Origin of the sequence: Streptomyces sp. NPDC056527 (assembly GCF_042794475.1) — a bacterium.
Taxonomy (GTDB): domain Bacteria; phylum Actinomycetota; class Actinomycetes; order Streptomycetales; family Streptomycetaceae; genus Streptomyces.
Genome location: NZ_JBHTTQ010000076.1, coordinates 1 through 17121, shown reverse-complemented (window position 1 = coordinate 17121; position 17121 = coordinate 1). Strand labels below are relative to the sequence as shown.

Below are 17121 nucleotides of genomic sequence, written 5' to 3'. Positions count from 1 at the left end.
TATGCGCGGGAGACTGGAAGCGGACACGGATGAGGAGGCCCCCATGAGCACTCGTACCCCCCCACGGTTCACCGCAGCTCTGTCCGCAGACCACCGTGACCGCCTGTTGCAGCATGCGCGCCCGGTGGACTTCCCCGAAGGAACGCGACTGTTCGAGGAAGGCAGCTACGCCGATCGGTTCTGGATCATGCGGACCGGGACGGTCACCCTGGACGTCCGCGTGCCCGGCAAGCGGCCGGCCGTGATCGACAGCGTCAGCGCCGGCGAACTACTCGGCTGGTCTTGGCTGTTCGCGCCGTACCGCTGGCACTTCGGGGCCGAGGCCATGACACGGGTGCGAGCGGACGAGTTCGATGCGACGACCATACGGATACTGATGGACGCCGACCCGAGCTTCGGCTCCGCGCTGGGCCACGTCGTCGGACAGATGCTCGCCCACCGCCTCTTCTCCGCCCGCGTGCGCCTGCTGGACCTGTACGCGCACCACGGCAGCGGCCTGTAGTTCCCCACCGATTCCCGCAGACCGTGATGTCACCTCGCGTCGCGCCGTCAGCGATGCCCCGACCCTCACCAGCGTCGCGATCGGCGGTGGCGTGTTGCCCACCAGACACCGGGGAATCCGGGCACCAGACACCGGGGGGCTGGGCCCGGCACGACGTGGAGGTGTAAGCCCCTCATGCGCCTCTTGGCTACTTCTGAGTACCACCTTGATCGGGTAGCGTCCGGAACTGCTTAGTCCACTTCGATGCTCCCGCCCCCGTCTCGAGGACCCATGCCTGCCAGTGAAGTCCCCGCTCCGAGGGCACATCGGGAGCGCCGCTCCATCCATCCGGCCACCCTGCGATCCACCCGGGCTCGACCGTCTCGAATACCGGGCGACGGAGCTCTGATCCCTTGAGGTTCCGGATCAGACGCCAAGGCAGCACGCCCGTTGTCCCACACGCGGAGGATCCGGCATCCACCCCTGCTGGTCACACCGTTGAGCCAGAGATCACCGAAGCGCCCCTGTCGGCCCACGAGATAGATCTCATACGCGCATCCGTCTCGGTGGTCGAGCCACTCGCCGCAGACATGACGGTCTACTTCTACGCGATCCTCTTCGCCCGCTACCCCGAGGTGCGGCCGATGTTCCCGCCGGGGATGGACACCCAGCGCGGCCGCCTGTTGCGCGCGTTGCTGCGCATCGTCGACCTGGTCGACGATCCGGAGAACCTGGTTCGTTTCTGCGGACACCTCGGGCGTGACCATCGCAAGTTCGGCGCGCTTCGGGCCCACTTCCCCGCCGTGGGCGAATGCCTCCTCGCTTCCCTGGCCCGCTACGCCGGCCCCGCCTGGACCCAGGACATCGCAGCCGCCTGGACCAAGGCGTACGGAGCAGTCGCCGACGCTATGATCACCGCTGCCGAGCAGGACGCGGAGACACGGCCCGCGGTCTGGCCCGCCACGATCCTGCGCATCGTCCCCTGCGGGCACGGCATCGCCGAGGTCACCCTGCATCCCCACGTGCCCTACGAGCATGCCGCCGGCCAGTTCGTCAGCATCGAGACCCCCTGGCATCCGAAGCAGTGGCGCTTCTACTCCCCCGCCAACGCACCCCGCGAGGACGGCACCCTCACCTTCCACGTACGGGCCGTCCCGGGTGGCGCGGTCAGCAATGCGCTGGTGCACCGGGCCGCCGTGGGCGACATGGTCCACCTGGGCGCGCCGATGGGCGACATGGTGCTGGACGCCGCCGTCCACAGCGACTTGCTCTGCGTGGCCGGCGGAACCGGCCTCGCCCCCATGCGCGCGCTCATCGAAGAGGTCGCCCGTCGCGGCGGCCGACACCAGGTCGATCTCTTCCTCGGCGCGCGCACCGGCGCCGAGCTGTACGGGATGGACGACATGCTGCGCTTGGCGCAGCGGCATCACTGGCTCACGGTCAGGGGCGCGATCTCCGAGGAGGACATCCCCGGGATCCAGGGTTCTCTGCCGCAGGTCCTGGCCGAGTACGGGCCGTGGTACCACCACGACGTCTTCCTCAGCGGTCCGGCCCCGATGATCACATCAGCCACGCAGGCGCTCACACTCGGCGGCACGCCCCCGGATCGCATCCACTACGACCCGTTCGACACCCCGACCCTGGCCACTCCCTGAGGCATCGCCGACTCGTACTTCCCTATCGGGAGAGCGGCTGATCACCCCCCATTCGGCCCTCGACACAGTCGCGTGCTTCGGCTGAACGGCGTACATGGAAACCATGGGGACGAGTTGCGCGTGACCATCTGTTCAGTCGCCTGAACTCTTCTCCCTGCGAACGGTGACGACGGGGCAGTGCGCGTGGGTCATCACGGCCTGGCTGACCGAGCCCAGGAGCAGTCCGGCGATGCCGCTGCGCCCCCGGGCGCCGACAACCACCAGCTGAGCCGCGTTGCTCGCCTCCAGCAGGACGTCACGCGCTTTGCCGCCTACCAGGTCGCGTCTGACGGAGACATCCGGATAGGTGTCCGCGCGGCCGGCAAGCGCCTGGGCCAGCGATTGCTCCGCGGACTCGGGGGCTGTCCCGGGCGAGGCCTTGTCCGGCTGCCATGCATGAACGGCTACGAGCTCGGTCCGGCGCCGCGCTGCTTCGGCGAAGGCGACGTTGACGGCCTCGTCGCTGTCCGGAGAGCCGTCGACGCCCAGTACGACCGGCCCTGCTTCAGCGGATGTCCGGTGTTCCTGGCGGACCGTCATCACCGGGCAATGGCTGCGGGCCGCCAAGGACACCGGTGTGGATCCCAGCAGCAGGCCCGCGATGCCACCCATTCCCCTGGAGCCCACGACGATCAGGTCCGCGGCCTGCGACTCGGCCTCCAGCACGTGCACCACGTCACCCGTCACCACGGCCCTGGTGACGGCTACCTCAGGAGCCACGTCGAGGGCGTGGACCGCCGCTTCCTGGACCAGCTTCCTCCCGGCCGGGTCCGGCACCACGTGCCTGGGCTTGATCGGAACATCGGCATGGACCACACGCAGAGCCGCACCGCGCCGAGCAGCTGCCATGGCCGCTGCTTCCACGGCGGCGAGACTCGTTGACGAGCCGTCCACCCCGACAACGACCAGATTGCCCATAGCTGGCTGCTCCACTTCAAGCGGCGGAGTCTCAGCTTCACCCCATCGGCATGTCCCTGCAATTCTTGCCCGCCCTATTCCCCCTGCGCTCTCGGCCGGCGTCGTCACAGCGGATCGGCCGAGCTATCGCCGCCCTTGCCCACCAGCCCCTGGAGATGTGCTTCGATCGCCCGTTACGGTCTCCTTCCAGCGTTTCGTGTGAGCTCTGTTCCGCTTCAAGGAAAGCTGTCCGACATGCAAGTCTTCCGGACCGGATGCCCCGAACGAGCGATGTGTCGATGCCTGAGCGCATGATCGACGCGAATGGCGCCGAACTGTGCGCCGAGTCCTTCGGTGATCGCTCGGACCCGCCGGTCCTGCTCATCATGGGCACGGGGGCTTCGATGCTCTGGTGGGAGGAAGACTTCTGCCGGACACTCGCTGAGGGCGGACGGTTCGTGATCCGTTACGACCACCGCGACACCGGTCGATCAGTCACCTACGCACTGGGGAGACCCGGGTACACGGACGCGGATCTGGTCGGCGACGCCGTCCGTGTGCTCGAAGCCTATGAGGTCCCGGCCGCACACGTAGTGGGTGTCTCAGCTGGAGGTGCGTTCGCGCAGTTGCTCGCGCTCGATCATGCGGATCGTGTCCTCTCGCTGGTCCTGATCAGCACGTCCCGTGCGGTGGCGGGCGATCGGGAGTTGCCCCCGCCGACCGAGGAGTTCACGCGATTCGTATCGACTGCACAGGTCGATTGGTCGCAGGCCTCCTCGGTGATCGAGTACCTGGTCGAGTACTCCCGTGTACTCACAGGTGGCCGACGACTGTTCGATGAGACCGCCGCCCGTGACCTGGTCCGTCGAGACGTCGAGCGGGCGCGCGACTTCGCGGCCGTGCGGAACCACGACTCGATTCCCCAGGCGGAGCAATCGCGAGAGCCGTTGTCGTCGATCGCCGTGCCCACGCTCGTGATCCATGGCACCGCGGATCCGATGTTTCCCTTCGGACACGGCGAGGCACTTGCGGAAGAGATCCCCGGCGCAAGGCTGTTGGCCTTGGAGGGAGCGGGCCACGGGGTCGACCGACGCGACTGGGACACGATCGTGCGCGCGATCCTGGAGAACACCGCTTCCGACGAAGCGGGCTACTGAGCCTGATGGGAGCCGGCGGTTAGTGGTGCGGGCACAGAAGTCCGAGGGCGGGTCATCCTCGGCCGCACCGAGAGCCGGCGCCGCGCGTCGCCGACGACCCGGCCGGGATCCGGCCCAGGCCAGCGGAACCGGACCCATCCCGGCTTCGACGGCCTCGCCCGCCCCACTTTCGCCCCAGCCGCTCCCACGCGTTCAAGGCCGGACGTGGAACGACAACCTCAGCGGTTGAGGCCGTTGACGACGCTCCCGGTGTCAGCCAGGTCCAGGACCTTGCCGGGGTGGCCGACCGTGTCGGCGACCCCGGTGACGAGACCGAGGCCGTCGACGCTTGCGTTCGAGACGCCGCCGATCGGGAGGCCGCCGATCGGATCGGCCGCAGCCGGAGTGGCACCGACGGCAGCAGCAGCACCGACGAGGGTCGTGGCAACGAGAGCACGCTTGATGATGTTGTTCATGCCCCTCAGAACGAGCCGGACCGTCGTCGGTCACGCGCCGCCGACAGCACGACAGAGATCACCACCTGCGAGAATCGGCCGCCGGCACGGCGGGTTTGCAGCGTGCAGGGCCCACACATCCCGCCGGAGGTGTGGGCCCTGCGCGCTCGCCGGTGTAGCGGGTGCGGGCTACCAGGAGGACTTGGTGACTCCGGGCAGGAATCCGGCGTGCGCCTGCTCGCGCATCCGGACGCGCGACAGTCCGAACTTCCGCAGGTGGCCACGGGGCCGTCCGTCGACGCTGTCCCGGTTGCGCACCCGGGTGGCGCTGGCATTGCGGGGCTGCTTGCGCAGCTCTGCCAGCGCGTCGCGGCGCTCGGCCTCGGTCGACGACGGACGGCGGAGGATGTCCTTCAGCTCGCCGCGCCGGGCGGCGTACCGCGCGACGGTGGCCTTGCGCTTCTCGTTCTGCGCGATCTTGCTCTTCTTGGCCATCAGACCCTCACCCCCCGCGCGCGGATCCGTGCCACCGCGGCCTCGATCCCGATGCCGTCAATGGTCTTGATCGCCTTCGCGCTCAGCGTCAGGCGGACATGGCGCCCCTCGCTCGGCAGCCAGTAGCGCTTGCGCTGGATGTTGGGGTCGAAGCGGCGGGAGGTGCGCCGGTGCGAGTGGGAGATGGTGTTGCCGAAGCCCGGGCGGGCGCCGGTCAGCTGGCATTGGGCGGACATGGTGCTGCTGCCTCTCTCTGAACCGGAACCGTTATTGAAAACGATTCCCATTCCCGTATAGTAGCGGCATGGCACGCAACGAAGTACGCCCGATCATCAAGCTCCGCTCCACCGCGGGCACCGGCTACACCTACGTCACCCGCAAGAACCGGCGGAACGATCCGGACCGCATGGTGCTGCGCAAGTTCGACCCGGTGGCGCGTCGGCACGTCGACTTCCGCGAAGAGCGCTGACCCCCGCCCCGCTGCTCGAAGGAGAGCCATGAAGCCTGGAATCCACCCCGCCTACGGCCCCGTCGTCTTCCGCGACAAGGCCGCCGACTTCGCGTTCCTCACCCACTCGACGGCCACCAGTGACAAGACGGTGGAGTGGGAGGACGGCAACACCTACCCCGTCATCGACGTCGAGATCTCCTCGCAGAGCCACCCCTTCTACACCGGCACCGCCCGCGTCCTGGACACCGCCGGGCGGGTCGAGCGGTTCCAGCGCCGCTACGGGAGCACGGCGTGACCCTGCCCGTCGTCATCGTCGGCGGCCTCCACGCCGACGCCCGCAGGGAAGTCGTGGACCGGCTGCTGCATGCCGTCCCCGGCAGCGTCGCCCTCCATCACGACCTGTCCACGGCAGCGCGGGGCACCGTGCAGCGCCTGGTGCGCGACACCTCCGGCGAGCTGTCCCGGGATGAGACGCCCCTGGTCAACGACTGCGCCTGCTGCGCACTGCGCGAGGATCTCGTCCCCGAGCTGGAACGGCTGGCCGGCAGCGGACCGACCCGGCTGGCCGTCGTCGAACTGTGGGACTCGGTCGAGCCCAAGGCGATGGCCGAGGTCATCGCCGCACACGGCGCCGACGCACTCGACCTCACCGGCGTGATGACCGCGGTGGACCCGGCACTCGTCCTGCCCTACCTCGTCAACGGCGACGATCTCGCGGAGGTGGGCCTCGCGGCGGCCGCTTCCGATCAGCGCACGGTCGGGGACACCTGGGCGCGGCAGCTCGAGTACGCGCCTGTACTCGCCCTCGTCGACAGCGAGGAAGCCGACGACGAGGACCGCGCCCTGCTGGCCCAGCTCCACCCGACCGCTCGACGGGTGGATGCCGCGTCCGGCGAACTGGCGGCGCTGGCCTTCGCCGGCTTCGACGTGGAAACGGCGGCGGCAGCCCAGCATCCGGCCTGTGCCCTGCTCCCCCAAGAGGCGGAGGAAGCTGGAGTCACCACCTTCGTCTGGCATCGCCGGCGCCCCTTCCACCCCGAGCGCCTCTACCAGGCCCTGGAAGACCTCTGCTGCGCCGCCGCCCGCAGCCGCGGCCGCTTCTGGCTCGCCGACCGCCCCGACACCCTGCTCGCCTGGGACGCCGCGGGCGGCGCCCTGTGCGTGGAGAACGCCGGCCCTTGGCTGGCCTCCCTGCCGGACGCCGCATGGGAACTGGTCCCGCCGACGCGCCGGGCGGCGGCCTCACTCGACTGGCATCCCGACCACGGCGACTGCTGCCAGCACCTCGTCTTCACCTCCCCCGGCCTCGACCGCCACGGCCTGGAGCAACTCCTCGAGTCCTGCCTCCTCACCGACGCCGAATACGCGGCAGGTCCGGAGGTGTGGAAGTCCCTTCCGGCCGCCTTCGACTCCCTCCTCGACCCCGTCTCCTGACAACCGACCACCCATTGACCACCGACGACCGCAAGAATCGCAAGGAACGCGCATGGCCCGCCGCCAGAACCCCCTCAAGCCGCTCAAGTCCCGCCCCAACCCGCTGGACACGGCAGGGGTCACCTACATCGACTACAAAGACACCGATCTGCTGCGGAAGTTCGTCTCCGACCGCGGCAAGATCCGCAGCCGCCGCGTCACCCGCGTCACCGCCCAGCAGCAGCGACAGCTCGCCGCAGCGATCAAGAACGCCCGTGAAATGGCCCTGCTCCCGTACGGAACTCGGTAGAGCAGCCTCGCGGCGGGCGACTCGGCGCCCGCGCGGACACCGTCGTACCGAACCCAGTCTCATACAGGCCGCAATCGCCCCCGAATCACCCAGGAGAACCTCGTGGCCGTCCCCAAGCGGAAGATGTCCCGCAGCAACACCCGTCACCGCAGGGCCCAGTGGAAGGCCACGACACCGCAGCTGGTCCCCATCACGGTCGACGGTGCGGTGTACCTGGTGCCGCAGCGCCTGGTGAAGGCGTACGAGCGCGGCCTGCTCCGCCCCGAGGGCTGAGCGGCTCATGACGACGTACGACCGACTGCCCGTCACGGTGCTGTCCGGCTTCCTCGGCGCGGGAAAGACCACCCTGCTCAACCACATCCTCGGCAATCGCGAAGGACTGCGGGTCGCGGTCATCGTCAACGACATGAGCGAGGTCAACATCGACGCCGCACTCGTCCGCGATGGCGAGGCCGCCCTGTCGCGCACCGAGGAGCGACTGGTCGAGATGACCAACGGGTGCATCTGCTGCACGCTGCGCGACGACCTTCTCGAAGAGGTCGAACGGCTCGCACGCGAAGGACGCTTCGACTACCTGCTCATCGAGTCCAGCGGCATCTCGGAACCCATGCCCGTCGCCGCCACGTTCTCCTTCCCGCGCGACGACGGCGCCACCCTCGGCGACCTCGCCCGCCTCGACACCATGGTCACCGTCGTCGACGCGGCGAACTTCCTGCCGGAACTCGCCGGCGGCGACGAGCTCACCGCGCGCGGCCTCGACCAGTACGAGGACGACGAACGCACCGTCAGCGACCTCCTCATGGACCAGGTCGAGTTCGCGAACGTCATCGTCCTCAACAAGCTCGACCTGGTGGGCCCGAACGAAGCCGCACGACTGCGCGCCACCCTCACGCGCCTCAACCCCGAGGCCAGGATCGTCCCCGCCGTTCGCGGGCACGTGGCCTCCGAGCAGGTCCTGGGCACGGGCCTGTTCGACGTCGGGCGGGCCCAGCAGGCGCCCGGATGGGTCAAGGAGCTCAACGGAGACCACGTTCCGGAAACGGAGGAGTACGGCATCTCCTCCGTCGTCTTCCGCTCCGACCGCCCCTTCCACCCCGGCCGGCTGTGGAACTTCGTGACCAAGGGCCTCGACAGCGGCACCTTCGGTAACGTTCTGCGCTCGAAGGGCTTCTTCCGGCTCGCCGGCCGCCCCCGCGTGACCGGCCTGTGGTCCCAGGCCGGTGCGGTGGCCCGCTTCGAGCCCTCGGGCATCGTCGGCCGTGACGCCACCCAGGGCCAGGAACTCGTCTTCATCGGCACCGGACTACGCCCCGACGCCCTCCGGGCAGCCCTCGACGCCTGCCTCCTCAGCCAGGGCGAAGCCGTCCCCACCGAGGACGACTTCCCGGACTGGGAGACATATGGCGTCAACGACGCCTGCGAGGACGAGCACGCCACGCCGGAGGCGGCCTGAAGCTCCGGGCTGGGCAGTGGTCGCAGCCACGGCACTGCCCAGCCCGGTAGGCCCTCCTGGCCGGGGCCGGCAGGATCCGGCCCCTGACGCTGGCTCCAGCCACGCCCACTGGCACCGAAGCCGCGTTCGAACTGCCCGCACCGCACGGCTGACACCGACGTGCGGCCTCAGGGCGTGGACGGCCCGTGTGGCTCATCACCGCACGACGGTCCGAGTTCGGGGACCGGGCAGGCTCATGCTCCCCCGGCTTGACGGCCGTACCGCCGTGGTGGAGATCGCGGCCGCGAAGGCCGCGAAGCTGGGCATCGACCAAACCGCCGTCCGGCGGATCTTCGAAGATCAGATCGCGGCGAACAAGGCAGTCCAGCGGTCTCTCCACGCCAGGTGGCAAGAGCAACCCACGGAGCAACCGACCCACCGCCCCAGCCTCACCGCCGAGGTCCGTCCGATCCCGGACCGCGTGGATCGCCAACTGCTGACCGCCGTCCAGAAGGCTCAGCCCCTGCTGTCCGACACCGAGTGCAGGGCGACGCTGGACCGGGAGAGGTCGTCGACGGCCAAGGCCATGGCCCTCGACGCCATCCACAGGAGCGGTCTCGACCAGAGCCTCGCCCACACCTGCCAGACCGATTGACCGGCACGTTCATCACGAGTGACAACAAGAGCGAGGAGGGCCCCGACTCGTCGAGTCGGGGCCCTCCTTACACACGAGGATTCACATCATCGGCCCTCCGAAGGGGCCGCCCAGTCCGTAGTACGTCCCCAACTCGTGGCGGTAGTCGGGGTCCTTGAGGTGCTTGTCACGGTGGAACTCGGGAGCGTCCTTGATCTGCTCCTTGGTCCGGTCGACGAAGATCTTCTGGTCGTCCACGTCGATCCGAACCACGGTGCCGGCCGGAAGGAGGACCTCCTTGCCGAAGATCCAGACACCGGTGTCCACGACGAGATAGGCGTCACCGACCTCGTCGGAGTGCTTGTCCACCTTTCCGATGCTGCCGTCGATCGCCTCGACCTTGTAGCCGGTCAATTCGGCACCGGCCAGGTGACCGGCGGTCGACTTGTAGCTCCACACGTGCTCAGTCACGCGAAAACAACTCCTCCGGTAGGCAAGGACGGCCGGCGAATCGCTGCCGTCCCTCTCTTCCGTCTGTCTTTCGCAGCGGGGTGTCTTCCCCGCCTCAGCTCCGCCTGCCCCGACCGCGGCGACACAATCACCCGATCTCGCGGCAGCAGAGGAAGCGACCGGCGCGCCACGGCGGCGAGCAGCTCGATTACCCGCCCTCTGAGTAACTGCACACGTCCTCGGCCAGGCGCTCCTCGGTCAGGCGCTCACAGGCCGAGGTCGAGGAGGGCGTTCTCCACGACCTCGGTGAGCGCGGGATGGATCCAGTACGGAGCCGTGGCAAGGGTCGCGGCGTCGATGCCGAGTGTCGCCGCCAGGACGAGGGGCTGGATGAGGATGGACGCTTGCGGGCCCATCAGGTGGGCGCCGAGGAGCCGGCCCGTACCGGCCTCGGCGAGTACCTTGCAGAAGCCGGTGGTGTCCTCCATGGCCCAGCCGTAAGCGACATCGCCGTATTCGGCCTTGCCCACCAGGTAGTCGAGCCCCTTGTCGCGGCAGTCCTGCTCCGTGGCACCGACGGAGGCGACCTCGGGACTGGTGAAGACCGCCGCCGGCACCGGACCGTGGTCGGCGGCGATCATGTCGTCCGGGTGGCGGAGGTTGTGCGCGACGACCTTCGCTTCGCGGTTGGCCACGTGCTTGAGGGGTACCGCCGAGCAGATGTCGCCGAGCGCGAAGACACCGTCCGCGGTGGTGCGCTGGTATTCGTCCACGATCACACGGCCGTCGCCGTGAGTGGCGATGCCCGCCGCTTCCAGGTTCAGCCGGTCGCTGTTCGGGACGCGGCCCGCCGCGACGAGCAGCATGTCCGCCTCGACCGTCGATCCGTCGTCCAGGGTCAGGCGCGGCGCGCCCGGGCGACCGCCGACCGTCGTGACCTCCTGGCCGAGCCTGAGGTCGTATCGGGAACCGACCAACGCGGTGAACCGCTCCGCGACCGTCTCGTCCTGCGGGCCGAGCAGGTGATCCTCCTTCTCGACGATGGTGACGGAACTGCCCGCCGCGGCGAACACCTCGGCCAGTTCCGCGGCGATGTAACCGCCGCCCAGGATCGCGAGTCGCCGTGGCGGCGCGTCGATCCGCATGACGGTGTCGGACGTCTCGTACGGCACGTTCGCATCCACGACGGGCTTGGGCACGAGCGGACGACCGCCGGCCGCGACGACGATCCGCCCGGCGCTGATGTCCAGGGCTCCGTCCGCCCGTTCGATCCGAAGGGTCCTGGGACCTGTGAACCACGCGCTGCCCTCGTACACGGTGACCGAGTCGTCTTCCATCCTGCCGCTGCGCCCCCGGTCCCGTTCAGCGTCCAGCCGCCCGAAGACCCGGTCGCGCACGTCCCGCCAGAGCACCGCCTCCAAGGTTGCGTCCACGTCGAACGCCCTGGCTTCCCTGACACTCCGTGCGATATGTGCGGTGTGGGCGAGCATCTTGCTCGGGATGCATCCGGCGTTCAGGCAGGTGCCGCCGAACCAACGCTCCTCGACGACTGCCACATCGAGATCGGCCAACGAGTCGTCGACGACGGCGTTGCCGGATCCGGCACCGATGACGACGAGATCGTGGTGACGCATCGATCCAGCGTATGAGGGCGCGTGCCGAAGAAGCACGGCGGCACGCCCGGCGGGACTCCGCCCACACACGGGAGTCCATGGGCGCGATGGCAGCCGGGATCGACCCACCCCGCAAGGTAGTTCGACTCTGCGATGGGCGCCCGAGCCTTCCGGCCTCAGGCATGCCTTTCACGCCCCTCTCACAGAGAGAATGCGTGAAATCCTCGTCAGGGGTTACGAGCGGGGGTACGGCGCCGCTCAGGCAGCGGCGCGATTTCTCCGACGGAACTGGTGACGATGTCTGAATCGAGCCGACACGAGACCACCCAGCCGCCCTCGGTACCCCCGCCACCCCCGATGCGGTCGTGGCACACCACTGCCCGGCAGATCCAAGGAGGGATCGGTCTGCCCGTCGAGGCTGTGTTCCACTACGACCCCGACGACCCCTGGGCGGTACGCGTGACGTTCCGGCTTCCGCAGGGCAGGTTCGTCGACTGGACCTTCTCCCGGGAGCTGCTGCGCTCCGGGACCCGCGTCCTGAGCGGCGAAGGCGACGTCCGGCTGTGGCCGCTGCGCTGCGGTGGCAGGGAAGGACGCGTCCGTATGCGGCTGGGCCCGGCAGGGGCGTTCGCCGTGGTCGACGTCGACCGCGCGGGCCTGCGGAGCTGGCTGGGTGAGACATACGTCGCCGTGCCCGAGGGAGCGGAGGCCGCGCGGATCGGCTGGGCGGCCGAGACCTCTCAGCTCTTCGCGCGACCGTAGAACCGGATTCCGCGCGACGGACCGACGAAGGCAAGTGACAGGAGGAAATGATGCTGGACAGCTGGCGTGCACGTGCGGCCTGCCAGGATGTCGACCCCGACCTCTTCTTCCCTGTGGGGACGGGCGCACCGGCGCTGATCCAGGCCGAGGAGGCCAAGGAGATCTGCCGGCACTGCCCCGTGCGCGAGGAATGCCTGAGCTGGGCCATGGACGACTCCCGCCAGGTGACGGGTGTGTGGGGCGGCCTGCGCGAGGACGAGCGGCAGTCGCTGAAGCGCAAGTCGCGCCGCCGGGCGAACAGGGCGAAGTGAGTCCTTGTACGACGCGCGGTGGCGTGCCGTGACGGGCACGGCGCAGGGGCAGGTCAACCGAGTGGATGGCACGTCCTGACCGCGTTCCTTCGGGCGGCACGGCCCGGTTTCGACCCGGCGTAGAGCGCCGGCACCATCTGCTTGCCGTGCTGCCCGAACTCATGCTCCCGACCGGCTCGGCCTGCACGACCCGCGGAGTCTCCTGGCAGCACGGAACGGCCTCACCAGAAGGGGGTTGGTGAGGCCGTTCCGCCGAGGGCATCCCTCGGCGCCGATTCGTGCTTACGACTGGTCGAGCATGCCCTTGCGCAGGTGCTCCAGATTGCGGGAGAGCAGTCGGGAGACGTGCATCTGGGAGATGCCGAGCTCGTTGCCGATCTCCGACTGCGTCAGCTCCTCGACGAAGCGCAGATGCAGGATCCGGCGGCTGCGCTCGTCGAGCTCGACGAGCAGCGGCGCGAGCGTGTGGAAGTCCTCGAAGAGCTCGAGCGCCGGGTCCTCCACTCCGATGAACTCGGCGAGCGCCGCGGCATCGTCTTCGCCGTCCGGGCCGAAGGCGGCGTCGAGTGACGCGGAGTTGTAGCCGTTGGAGGCGATCCGCGCCTCGATCACCTCGTCCTCGGAGAGGTTCATCAGGGTCGCCAGCTCTGCCACGCTCGGTGCGCGTCCGAGCCGGGAGCTCAGCTCCTCGGTCGCCTTGGCCAGCTCGATCCGGGCTTCCTGCAACCGGCGCGGTACATGGACCGCCCAGGAGGTGTCACGGAAGAAGCGCTTGATCTCCCCGACGATGTAGGGGATGGCGAAGCTGGTGAACTCCACCTCCCGGGAGAGGTCGAACCGGTCGATGGCCTTGATGAGACCGATGGTGCCGACCTGGACGATGTCCTCCATCTCGTCGCCGCGGGCGCCCCGGAACCGGCCGGCCGCGTAGCGGACGAGCGACGTGTTCATCTCGATCAGCGTGTTGCGCGCGTACTGGTACTCGTGCGTGCCCTCCTCCATTTCCGCCAGCTTGTCGAAGAACAGCTTCGACAGCTCGCGCGCGTCCTTCGGGGCGACCTTGCGGGGAGATTCGAGTACGGGAAGGTCCTCCATACCCGTCTCGACACCAGTCCTCGTCTCCGTCGACACCTCAGTCGGCACTCTGATGACCTTCTCTCGTCGGTTGGCAACGGTTGCCCCCGTGGGGATGTCGCCTACCCCCACTTCCACGAGACATGTCAGAAAAAGCTCAGCGGGAAGAAGAAGCCCGGACCGAGCCATCACGCCAGGGAAAGACGGGCCCGGACGCGCTTCCCTGACAACTGCGGCTCCACGGTCACGCTCTCACACACCGCCACCACGATCTCGAGACCGTGCTGTCCGATGCGTAGGGGGTCGGGAGGCCGCGCTACGGGGGCGGTTTCGAGCCGGTCGGCCACCGAGATGTCCAGGGCGTCCTCGAACCATTCGAGAAGCACCCGGCAGGGGCCTGGGGCGTGCCGCACCGCGTTGGTCACCAGCTCGCTGACCACCAGGCGCACCAGATCCACGCGCTCTTGGGGTACCGGATCGCCTCCGGCGGTCGGCACGGCGGTGAGGAAGTCGGCCGCGAAGTCGCGGGCCGACGCGATGGTCCGGGCCCCCATGTCGACGGCTTCGTAGGACACGCTCGCCGACAGCGACGACCGATGCGCCGCGCTCGTCCTGATGATCACCTCACCCATCGCCCGTCCTCCCTCGTGTGGCCGGCACCTTTCCCGCCCTGTCCGTCGGGTATCCGCTGTATGCCCGCCCCACACCACGCACACCCGACAAGTACGGATGCGGCCGGTGGAAGCGACGAAAGCAGGCGAGGGAGGTCGGTCGCGACGGGCGCGTCCAGGCGAGGTCCTGGGCCCTGCGTCGGCAGGCTCGCCGCGGTTACGGCAGTGCGGCGCCGCGGGCGGAGACCCAGAGGGCGTACCACTCGTCGTGGCTGAGGTCGGGCTCGCTCGTCGCGGCGTCCCGGCAGGCGCGGATGCGCTCCGGGTTCGACGTGCCGATGACGGGGGCGATACGCGCCGGGTGGCGTTGCAGCCACCAGAGCACGATCGTCTCAGGTGTGGTGCCCTTGGCCTCGGCGAGCGAGGTCACGAGCGCGGCCGTGGCCGTCTCCTGCGGGATCTGTTGTGCCCCGGTGTAGCGTCCCTGCGCCAGGGCCCCCCACGCCTGGAGCCCGATGCCGTGGGTCAGGCAGTGCTCGACGGTACCGGCGGGGAATCCGTTGGCCGCGGACTCCGGGGTGTTGACGAGGACGCCGTCCTCCAGCCAGGCACGCTGGTGCAGGCTCATCTCCAGCTGGTTGGCCACGAGCGGCAGATCCAGGTGGGCCTGGAGCCGGGCGATCTGCGCGGAGTTCATGTTCGAGACGCCGAAACGGCGGACGAGCCCCTGCCGGTGGAGCGAGGTCAGGGCGTCGCCGATGTCGGCGGGATCGGCCAGCGGGTCGGGGCGGTGCAGAAGGAGTACGTCGAGGACGTCGGTGCGCAGCCGCTCCATGCTCTCCTCGACCCTGCGGACGATGGAGGTGCCTCGCAGGTCGTACAGGCCGGGGCGGTCCCCTTCCGCCAGGCGGATGCCGCACTTGGTCTGCAGGGTGATCCGGTCGCGGAGCCCGGCCGAGCGGGCGAGGACCTCGCCGAAGACGGCTTCCGACTTTCCGTGCCGGTAGATGTCGGCATGGTCGAAGGCGGCGATGCCGCTGTCCAGCGCCGCCTCGACGGCGGCCTCCGCCGCGTCGATGTCGGCTGCCGTATGGGGGCTCGCGTCCCAGCCTCCCCCGAGGCCCATACAGCCGAAGAGGAGGCGGTGGTCGGTCTTCTCGGGCGTGGTCACCGGGTCACTTTCGCACACGTACTCGACACCGTGCCACGCGACCGCGTACGAGGTCGGCACCGCCCCCCTGACGGGTACGGGCCCACAGCGGCAGGGCGAACCAGCAGAACGATCTCCTGCCGGCGCCGCCCGTGGTCAGGCGCGGCGCGGCCACCACCATCGGCGCTTGCGCCGCGGATACACCGCCCTGCCCATGCGGCGGCCCACGAGGGCATAGCCGAGCAGCGCGCCCGTGGTGTTGAGCAGCACGTCGTCGATGTCGAAGGCGCGCCCTGTGACCAGTGCCCCTTGGATCAGTTCGACCAGGAGCATCGTCGCCACCGTCAGAAGGGCGATTCTCACGAACCCACGGGTACGGGGGGAAACGACCGGCAGCAGCAGGCCGAACGGCACGCCCAGAAGAATGTTGCCGCCGAGCTGTTTGACGGTGTCCTGGAAGGCAGGCTGCCCGAGGTAGGCACGGATCGAGTCCCCCGGCCGGAGGTTGACGTGGGTGAGCACCTCCGACGCCGGCGACGGCTGGAGGGTCAGCCGGGCGAGGACGACACCGAAAGCCACCATCGCCGCGAGGGCCAGCACAGTGACGCCGAAGCGGAGCCAGCGTCCGGGTCCCGCCCCTGGGGTTCGCCCCTTCTGCTTCCTGTCCCTCCTCTCCTTCTGCTGCCGCTCGCTCGTGACGCGGCGCCATCCGGTACGTGACGTCATGACAACCCCAACTCCGCATACTTACAAGAAGGTTGCGGGCACCCGGACATGGACCGAGTACCCGTTCGATGCATGGCTCCCGCGTGGCAACCCGCTATCGCGCGTACGTGACGGTGACCCGCTCGAAGCCGAGGGCGCGGAGCAGGCCTTGGAGCATCGACGTGGTGTTCTTCTCGGCCCGCAGCGTCAGGTCGCTCTCCTTGGCGGCGTCGCCGATGCGGTCGGCGGCGAGGACGTGGACGGCACGCTCGTCGGCCGGGTTGTCGGAGAACAGGTCGCCCAGTCGGTCGACCAGGCCGCGCTGCTTCGAGACGGTGTAGGAGCGCTTCGGGTCCACGGACGGCTCAGCGAGCCGCGCGTGCGGCAGACGGAGGGTGGCAGTGGTGCGCTTCTCGTCGACGGTCACGCTGTCCTGGCCGATGCCGCCGAAGTCGACGTACGCGGCCACGCTGCCGGTCGCAACGAAGAGCGTACGAGTCCCGCGGATCGAGTCCGGCAGCAGTCGGGCGTCCTTCTCCAGGTCGACCACGACCTGGTAGTTGCCGGCGGCGCCCTCGTACCGGTGCATGTCCTGGATGGACTTCAGCACCGCCGGCCCGGAACGGTCATGCGTGTCGACGCCGAACACGTCGTCCAGTCCCGGCACATGGACGAACCGCCCCAGGAGGAAGAGGATCAGGGACAGCACGACGAGCACGACGGCGACAGCAGGCCACCTGCGCGGGGCCCTTTCCTTTGCGTCTGCTTCCATGTGTTGCGAGTGCCCCGCAAGCGGGTCGCCACTCCCAACCAGCCTCTATCTGGGGCTGGTTGACATTCCCGAGGTGCACTCCGACCGGATCTGATGCCTCTGTCCTCACCCGCATGTCTTCCGGCGAGAAGACGCTCTCCTCGCGCAGCGCGGCAGCGGCGGGGGGACCCCCGGGGGGGACGGGGGGTGGCGGGGCCGCGGGGGGGGGTTACCCGGGTGGCGCCGGGGCACGGGGTCGGGACCCAGACGTATGGGGCGCCGGTGTGTCGGTGCGC

The 17121-nt window shown here is 69.2% G+C and carries 23 protein-coding genes; 12 read left to right on the top strand and 11 right to left on the bottom strand.

All coding sequences use genetic code 11. The annotated features are described in order from the left end of the window. The first annotated feature begins 43 nt into the window (after positions 1–43). Positions 44–502 carry a Crp/Fnr family transcriptional regulator gene (locus ACFQ7Q_RS27935; protein WP_383559806.1) on the top strand — a complete coding sequence of 153 codons (459 nt, stop codon included), beginning with the start codon at positions 44–46 and terminating at the stop codon, positions 500–502. A 545-nt stretch (positions 503–1047) separates the two neighbouring features. Beyond that, on the top strand, positions 1048–2136 hold the full coding sequence (locus ACFQ7Q_RS27930; RefSeq protein WP_383559805.1) for a globin domain-containing protein: 1089 nt from the start codon (positions 1048–1050) through the stop codon (positions 2134–2136). A gap of 132 nt (positions 2137–2268) precedes the next feature. Here ACFQ7Q_RS27930 and ACFQ7Q_RS27925 read toward each other — a convergent pair whose 3' ends face one another. After that, positions 2269–3093, bottom strand: coding sequence for a universal stress protein (locus ACFQ7Q_RS27925; RefSeq protein ID WP_383559803.1), 825 nt, complete (start codon positions 3091–3093; stop codon positions 2269–2271). Positions 3094–3383: 290 nt separating this feature from the next. Here ACFQ7Q_RS27925 and ACFQ7Q_RS27920 point away from each other — a divergent pair, with 290 nt between their 5' ends. Beyond that, on the top strand, positions 3384–4229 hold the full coding sequence (locus ACFQ7Q_RS27920) for an alpha/beta fold hydrolase (RefSeq protein ID WP_383559801.1): 846 nt from the start codon (positions 3384–3386) through the stop codon (positions 4227–4229). Between the two features lie 218 nt (positions 4230–4447). Here the strand turns inward: ACFQ7Q_RS27920 and ACFQ7Q_RS27915 are convergent, their stop codons facing one another. From ACFQ7Q_RS27915 to rpmB, 3 genes are all read right to left on the bottom strand, one after another. After that, positions 4448–4684: a hypothetical protein gene (locus ACFQ7Q_RS27915; protein ID WP_383559799.1), complete on the bottom strand. Its 237-nt coding sequence runs from the start codon at positions 4682–4684 to the stop codon at positions 4448–4450. A gap of 168 nt (positions 4685–4852) precedes the next feature. Further along, the gene (rpsN, locus tag ACFQ7Q_RS27910) at positions 4853–5158 is read right to left on the bottom strand and encodes a 30S ribosomal protein S14 (RefSeq protein ID WP_383559798.1); all 306 of its coding nucleotides are present in this window, start codon (positions 5156–5158) and stop codon (positions 4853–4855) included. Further along, the gene (rpmB, locus tag ACFQ7Q_RS27905) at positions 5158–5394 is read right to left on the bottom strand and encodes a 50S ribosomal protein L28 (protein WP_383559796.1); all 237 of its coding nucleotides are present in this window, start codon (positions 5392–5394) and stop codon (positions 5158–5160) included. The genes rpsN and rpmB overlap by 1 nt, the downstream gene beginning before the upstream one ends. A 68-nt stretch (positions 5395–5462) precedes the next feature. Here rpmB and rpmG point away from each other — a divergent pair, with 68 nt between their 5' ends. From rpmG to ACFQ7Q_RS27870, 7 genes are all read left to right on the top strand, one after another. Then, positions 5463–5627 (top strand): 50S ribosomal protein L33, encoded by a 165-nt coding sequence (gene rpmG / locus ACFQ7Q_RS27900; RefSeq protein ID WP_030118432.1) that lies wholly within the window; start codon positions 5463–5465, stop codon positions 5625–5627. A 28-nt stretch (positions 5628–5655) separates the two neighbouring features. Continuing rightward, positions 5656–5904, top strand: coding sequence for a type B 50S ribosomal protein L31 (locus ACFQ7Q_RS27895; protein WP_383559794.1), 249 nt, complete (start codon positions 5656–5658; stop codon positions 5902–5904). Then, entirely contained in the window at positions 5901–7043 is a 1143-nt protein-coding gene (locus ACFQ7Q_RS27890; RefSeq protein WP_383559792.1) for a CobW family GTP-binding protein, read from the top strand. Before ACFQ7Q_RS27895 ends, ACFQ7Q_RS27890 begins: the two co-directional genes overlap by 4 nt. A gap of 52 nt (positions 7044–7095) precedes the next feature. Next, positions 7096–7332, top strand: coding sequence for a 30S ribosomal protein S18 (rpsR, locus tag ACFQ7Q_RS27885; protein ID WP_383559790.1), 237 nt, complete (start codon positions 7096–7098; stop codon positions 7330–7332). A 102-nt stretch (positions 7333–7434) separates the two neighbouring features. Continuing rightward, positions 7435–7605, top strand: coding sequence for a 50S ribosomal protein L32 (gene rpmF, locus ACFQ7Q_RS27880; RefSeq protein ID WP_383559789.1), 171 nt, complete (start codon positions 7435–7437; stop codon positions 7603–7605). A gap of 7 nt (positions 7606–7612) precedes the next feature. Beyond that, a complete protein-coding gene (locus ACFQ7Q_RS27875) occupies positions 7613–8785 on the top strand; it encodes a GTP-binding protein (RefSeq protein ID WP_383559787.1) in 1173 nt (390 codons plus the stop codon). Positions 8786–9020: 235 nt separating this feature from the next. Then, positions 9021–9419 carry a hypothetical protein gene (locus ACFQ7Q_RS27870; RefSeq protein ID WP_383559785.1) on the top strand — a complete coding sequence of 133 codons (399 nt, stop codon included), beginning with the start codon at positions 9021–9023 and terminating at the stop codon, positions 9417–9419. Between the two features lie 81 nt (positions 9420–9500). On the opposite strand, the gene ACFQ7Q_RS27865 is transcribed toward ACFQ7Q_RS27870, so the two are convergent. Further along, entirely contained in the window at positions 9501–9869 is a 369-nt protein-coding gene (locus tag ACFQ7Q_RS27865) for a PRC-barrel domain-containing protein (protein ID WP_383559784.1), read from the bottom strand. Between the two features lie 245 nt (positions 9870–10114). Continuing rightward, positions 10115–11482, bottom strand: a complete 1368-nt coding sequence (locus ACFQ7Q_RS27860) for a mycothione reductase (RefSeq protein ID WP_383559782.1) — start codon at positions 11480–11482, stop codon at positions 10115–10117. Between the two features lie 276 nt (positions 11483–11758). Here ACFQ7Q_RS27860 and ACFQ7Q_RS27855 point away from each other — a divergent pair, with 276 nt between their 5' ends. Together ACFQ7Q_RS27855 and ACFQ7Q_RS27850 are read left to right on the top strand one after the other, a co-directional pair. Next, positions 11759–12223 carry an SsgA family sporulation/cell division regulator gene (locus ACFQ7Q_RS27855; RefSeq protein ID WP_383559781.1) on the top strand — a complete coding sequence of 155 codons (465 nt, stop codon included), beginning with the start codon at positions 11759–11761 and terminating at the stop codon, positions 12221–12223. 53 nt (positions 12224–12276) lie between these two features. Beyond that, the gene (locus tag ACFQ7Q_RS27850) at positions 12277–12534 is read left to right on the top strand and encodes a WhiB family transcriptional regulator (RefSeq protein ID WP_383559841.1); all 258 of its coding nucleotides are present in this window, start codon (positions 12277–12279) and stop codon (positions 12532–12534) included. A 282-nt stretch (positions 12535–12816) separates the two neighbouring features. On the opposite strand, the gene ACFQ7Q_RS27845 is transcribed toward ACFQ7Q_RS27850, so the two are convergent. From ACFQ7Q_RS27845 to ACFQ7Q_RS27825, 5 genes are all read right to left on the bottom strand, one after another. Further along, a complete protein-coding gene (locus ACFQ7Q_RS27845) occupies positions 12817–13629 on the bottom strand; it encodes an RNA polymerase sigma factor SigF (RefSeq protein WP_383559839.1) in 813 nt (270 codons plus the stop codon). 167 nt (positions 13630–13796) lie between these two features. Next, positions 13797–14240, bottom strand: coding sequence for an ATP-binding protein (locus ACFQ7Q_RS27840; protein WP_383559779.1), 444 nt, complete (start codon positions 14238–14240; stop codon positions 13797–13799). 196 nt (positions 14241–14436) lie between these two features. Continuing rightward, positions 14437–15390, bottom strand: a complete 954-nt coding sequence (locus tag ACFQ7Q_RS27835) for an aldo/keto reductase family oxidoreductase (protein WP_383559777.1) — start codon at positions 15388–15390, stop codon at positions 14437–14439. Between the two features lie 135 nt (positions 15391–15525). Then, a complete protein-coding gene (locus ACFQ7Q_RS27830; protein ID WP_383559776.1) occupies positions 15526–16095 on the bottom strand; it encodes a VanZ family protein in 570 nt (189 codons plus the stop codon). A 94-nt stretch (positions 16096–16189) separates the two neighbouring features. Further along, positions 16190–16846 (bottom strand): DUF4230 domain-containing protein, encoded by a 657-nt coding sequence (locus ACFQ7Q_RS27825; protein ID WP_383559775.1) that lies wholly within the window; start codon positions 16844–16846, stop codon positions 16190–16192. Positions 16847–17121: the final 275 nt, after the last annotated feature.

What these genes read in the sequence shown, in the direction of transcription:
- ACFQ7Q_RS27860 (WP_383559782.1), bottom strand. Translation starts at nt 11,482, where the DNA reads ATGCGTCACCACGATCTCGTCGTCATCGGTGCCGGATCCGGCAACGCC.
- rpmG (WP_030118432.1), top strand. Translation starts at nt 5,463, where the DNA reads ATGGCACGCAACGAAGTACGCCCGATCATCAAGCTCCGCTCCACCGCG.
- ACFQ7Q_RS27870 (WP_383559785.1), top strand. Translation starts at nt 9,021, where the DNA reads ATGCTCCCCCGGCTTGACGGCCGTACCGCCGTGGTGGAGATCGCGGCC.
- ACFQ7Q_RS27855 (WP_383559781.1), top strand. Translation starts at nt 11,759, where the DNA reads ATGTCTGAATCGAGCCGACACGAGACCACCCAGCCGCCCTCGGTACCC.
- ACFQ7Q_RS27925 (WP_383559803.1), bottom strand. Translation starts at nt 3,093, where the DNA reads ATGGGCAATCTGGTCGTTGTCGGGGTGGACGGCTCGTCAACGAGTCTC.
- ACFQ7Q_RS27845 (WP_383559839.1), bottom strand. Translation starts at nt 13,629, where the DNA reads ATGGAGGACCTTCCCGTACTCGAATCTCCCCGCAAGGTCGCCCCGAAG.
- ACFQ7Q_RS27935 (WP_383559806.1), top strand. Translation starts at nt 44, where the DNA reads ATGAGCACTCGTACCCCCCCACGGTTCACCGCAGCTCTGTCCGCAGAC.
- ACFQ7Q_RS27875 (WP_383559787.1), top strand. Translation starts at nt 7,613, where the DNA reads ATGACGACGTACGACCGACTGCCCGTCACGGTGCTGTCCGGCTTCCTC.
- ACFQ7Q_RS27915 (WP_383559799.1), bottom strand. Translation starts at nt 4,684, where the DNA reads ATGAACAACATCATCAAGCGTGCTCTCGTTGCCACGACCCTCGTCGGT.
- ACFQ7Q_RS27830 (WP_383559776.1), bottom strand. Translation starts at nt 16,095, where the DNA reads ATGACGTCACGTACCGGATGGCGCCGCGTCACGAGCGAGCGGCAGCAG.
- ACFQ7Q_RS27825 (WP_383559775.1), bottom strand. Translation starts at nt 16,846, where the DNA reads ATGGAAGCAGACGCAAAGGAAAGGGCCCCGCGCAGGTGGCCTGCTGTC.
- rpmB (WP_383559796.1), bottom strand. Translation starts at nt 5,394, where the DNA reads ATGTCCGCCCAATGCCAGCTGACCGGCGCCCGCCCGGGCTTCGGCAAC.
- ACFQ7Q_RS27840 (WP_383559779.1), bottom strand. Translation starts at nt 14,240, where the DNA reads ATGGGTGAGGTGATCATCAGGACGAGCGCGGCGCATCGGTCGTCGCTG.
- rpsN (WP_383559798.1), bottom strand. Translation starts at nt 5,158, where the DNA reads ATGGCCAAGAAGAGCAAGATCGCGCAGAACGAGAAGCGCAAGGCCACC.
- ACFQ7Q_RS27895 (WP_383559794.1), top strand. Translation starts at nt 5,656, where the DNA reads ATGAAGCCTGGAATCCACCCCGCCTACGGCCCCGTCGTCTTCCGCGAC.
- rpsR (WP_383559790.1), top strand. Translation starts at nt 7,096, where the DNA reads ATGGCCCGCCGCCAGAACCCCCTCAAGCCGCTCAAGTCCCGCCCCAAC.
- ACFQ7Q_RS27920 (WP_383559801.1), top strand. Translation starts at nt 3,384, where the DNA reads ATGATCGACGCGAATGGCGCCGAACTGTGCGCCGAGTCCTTCGGTGAT.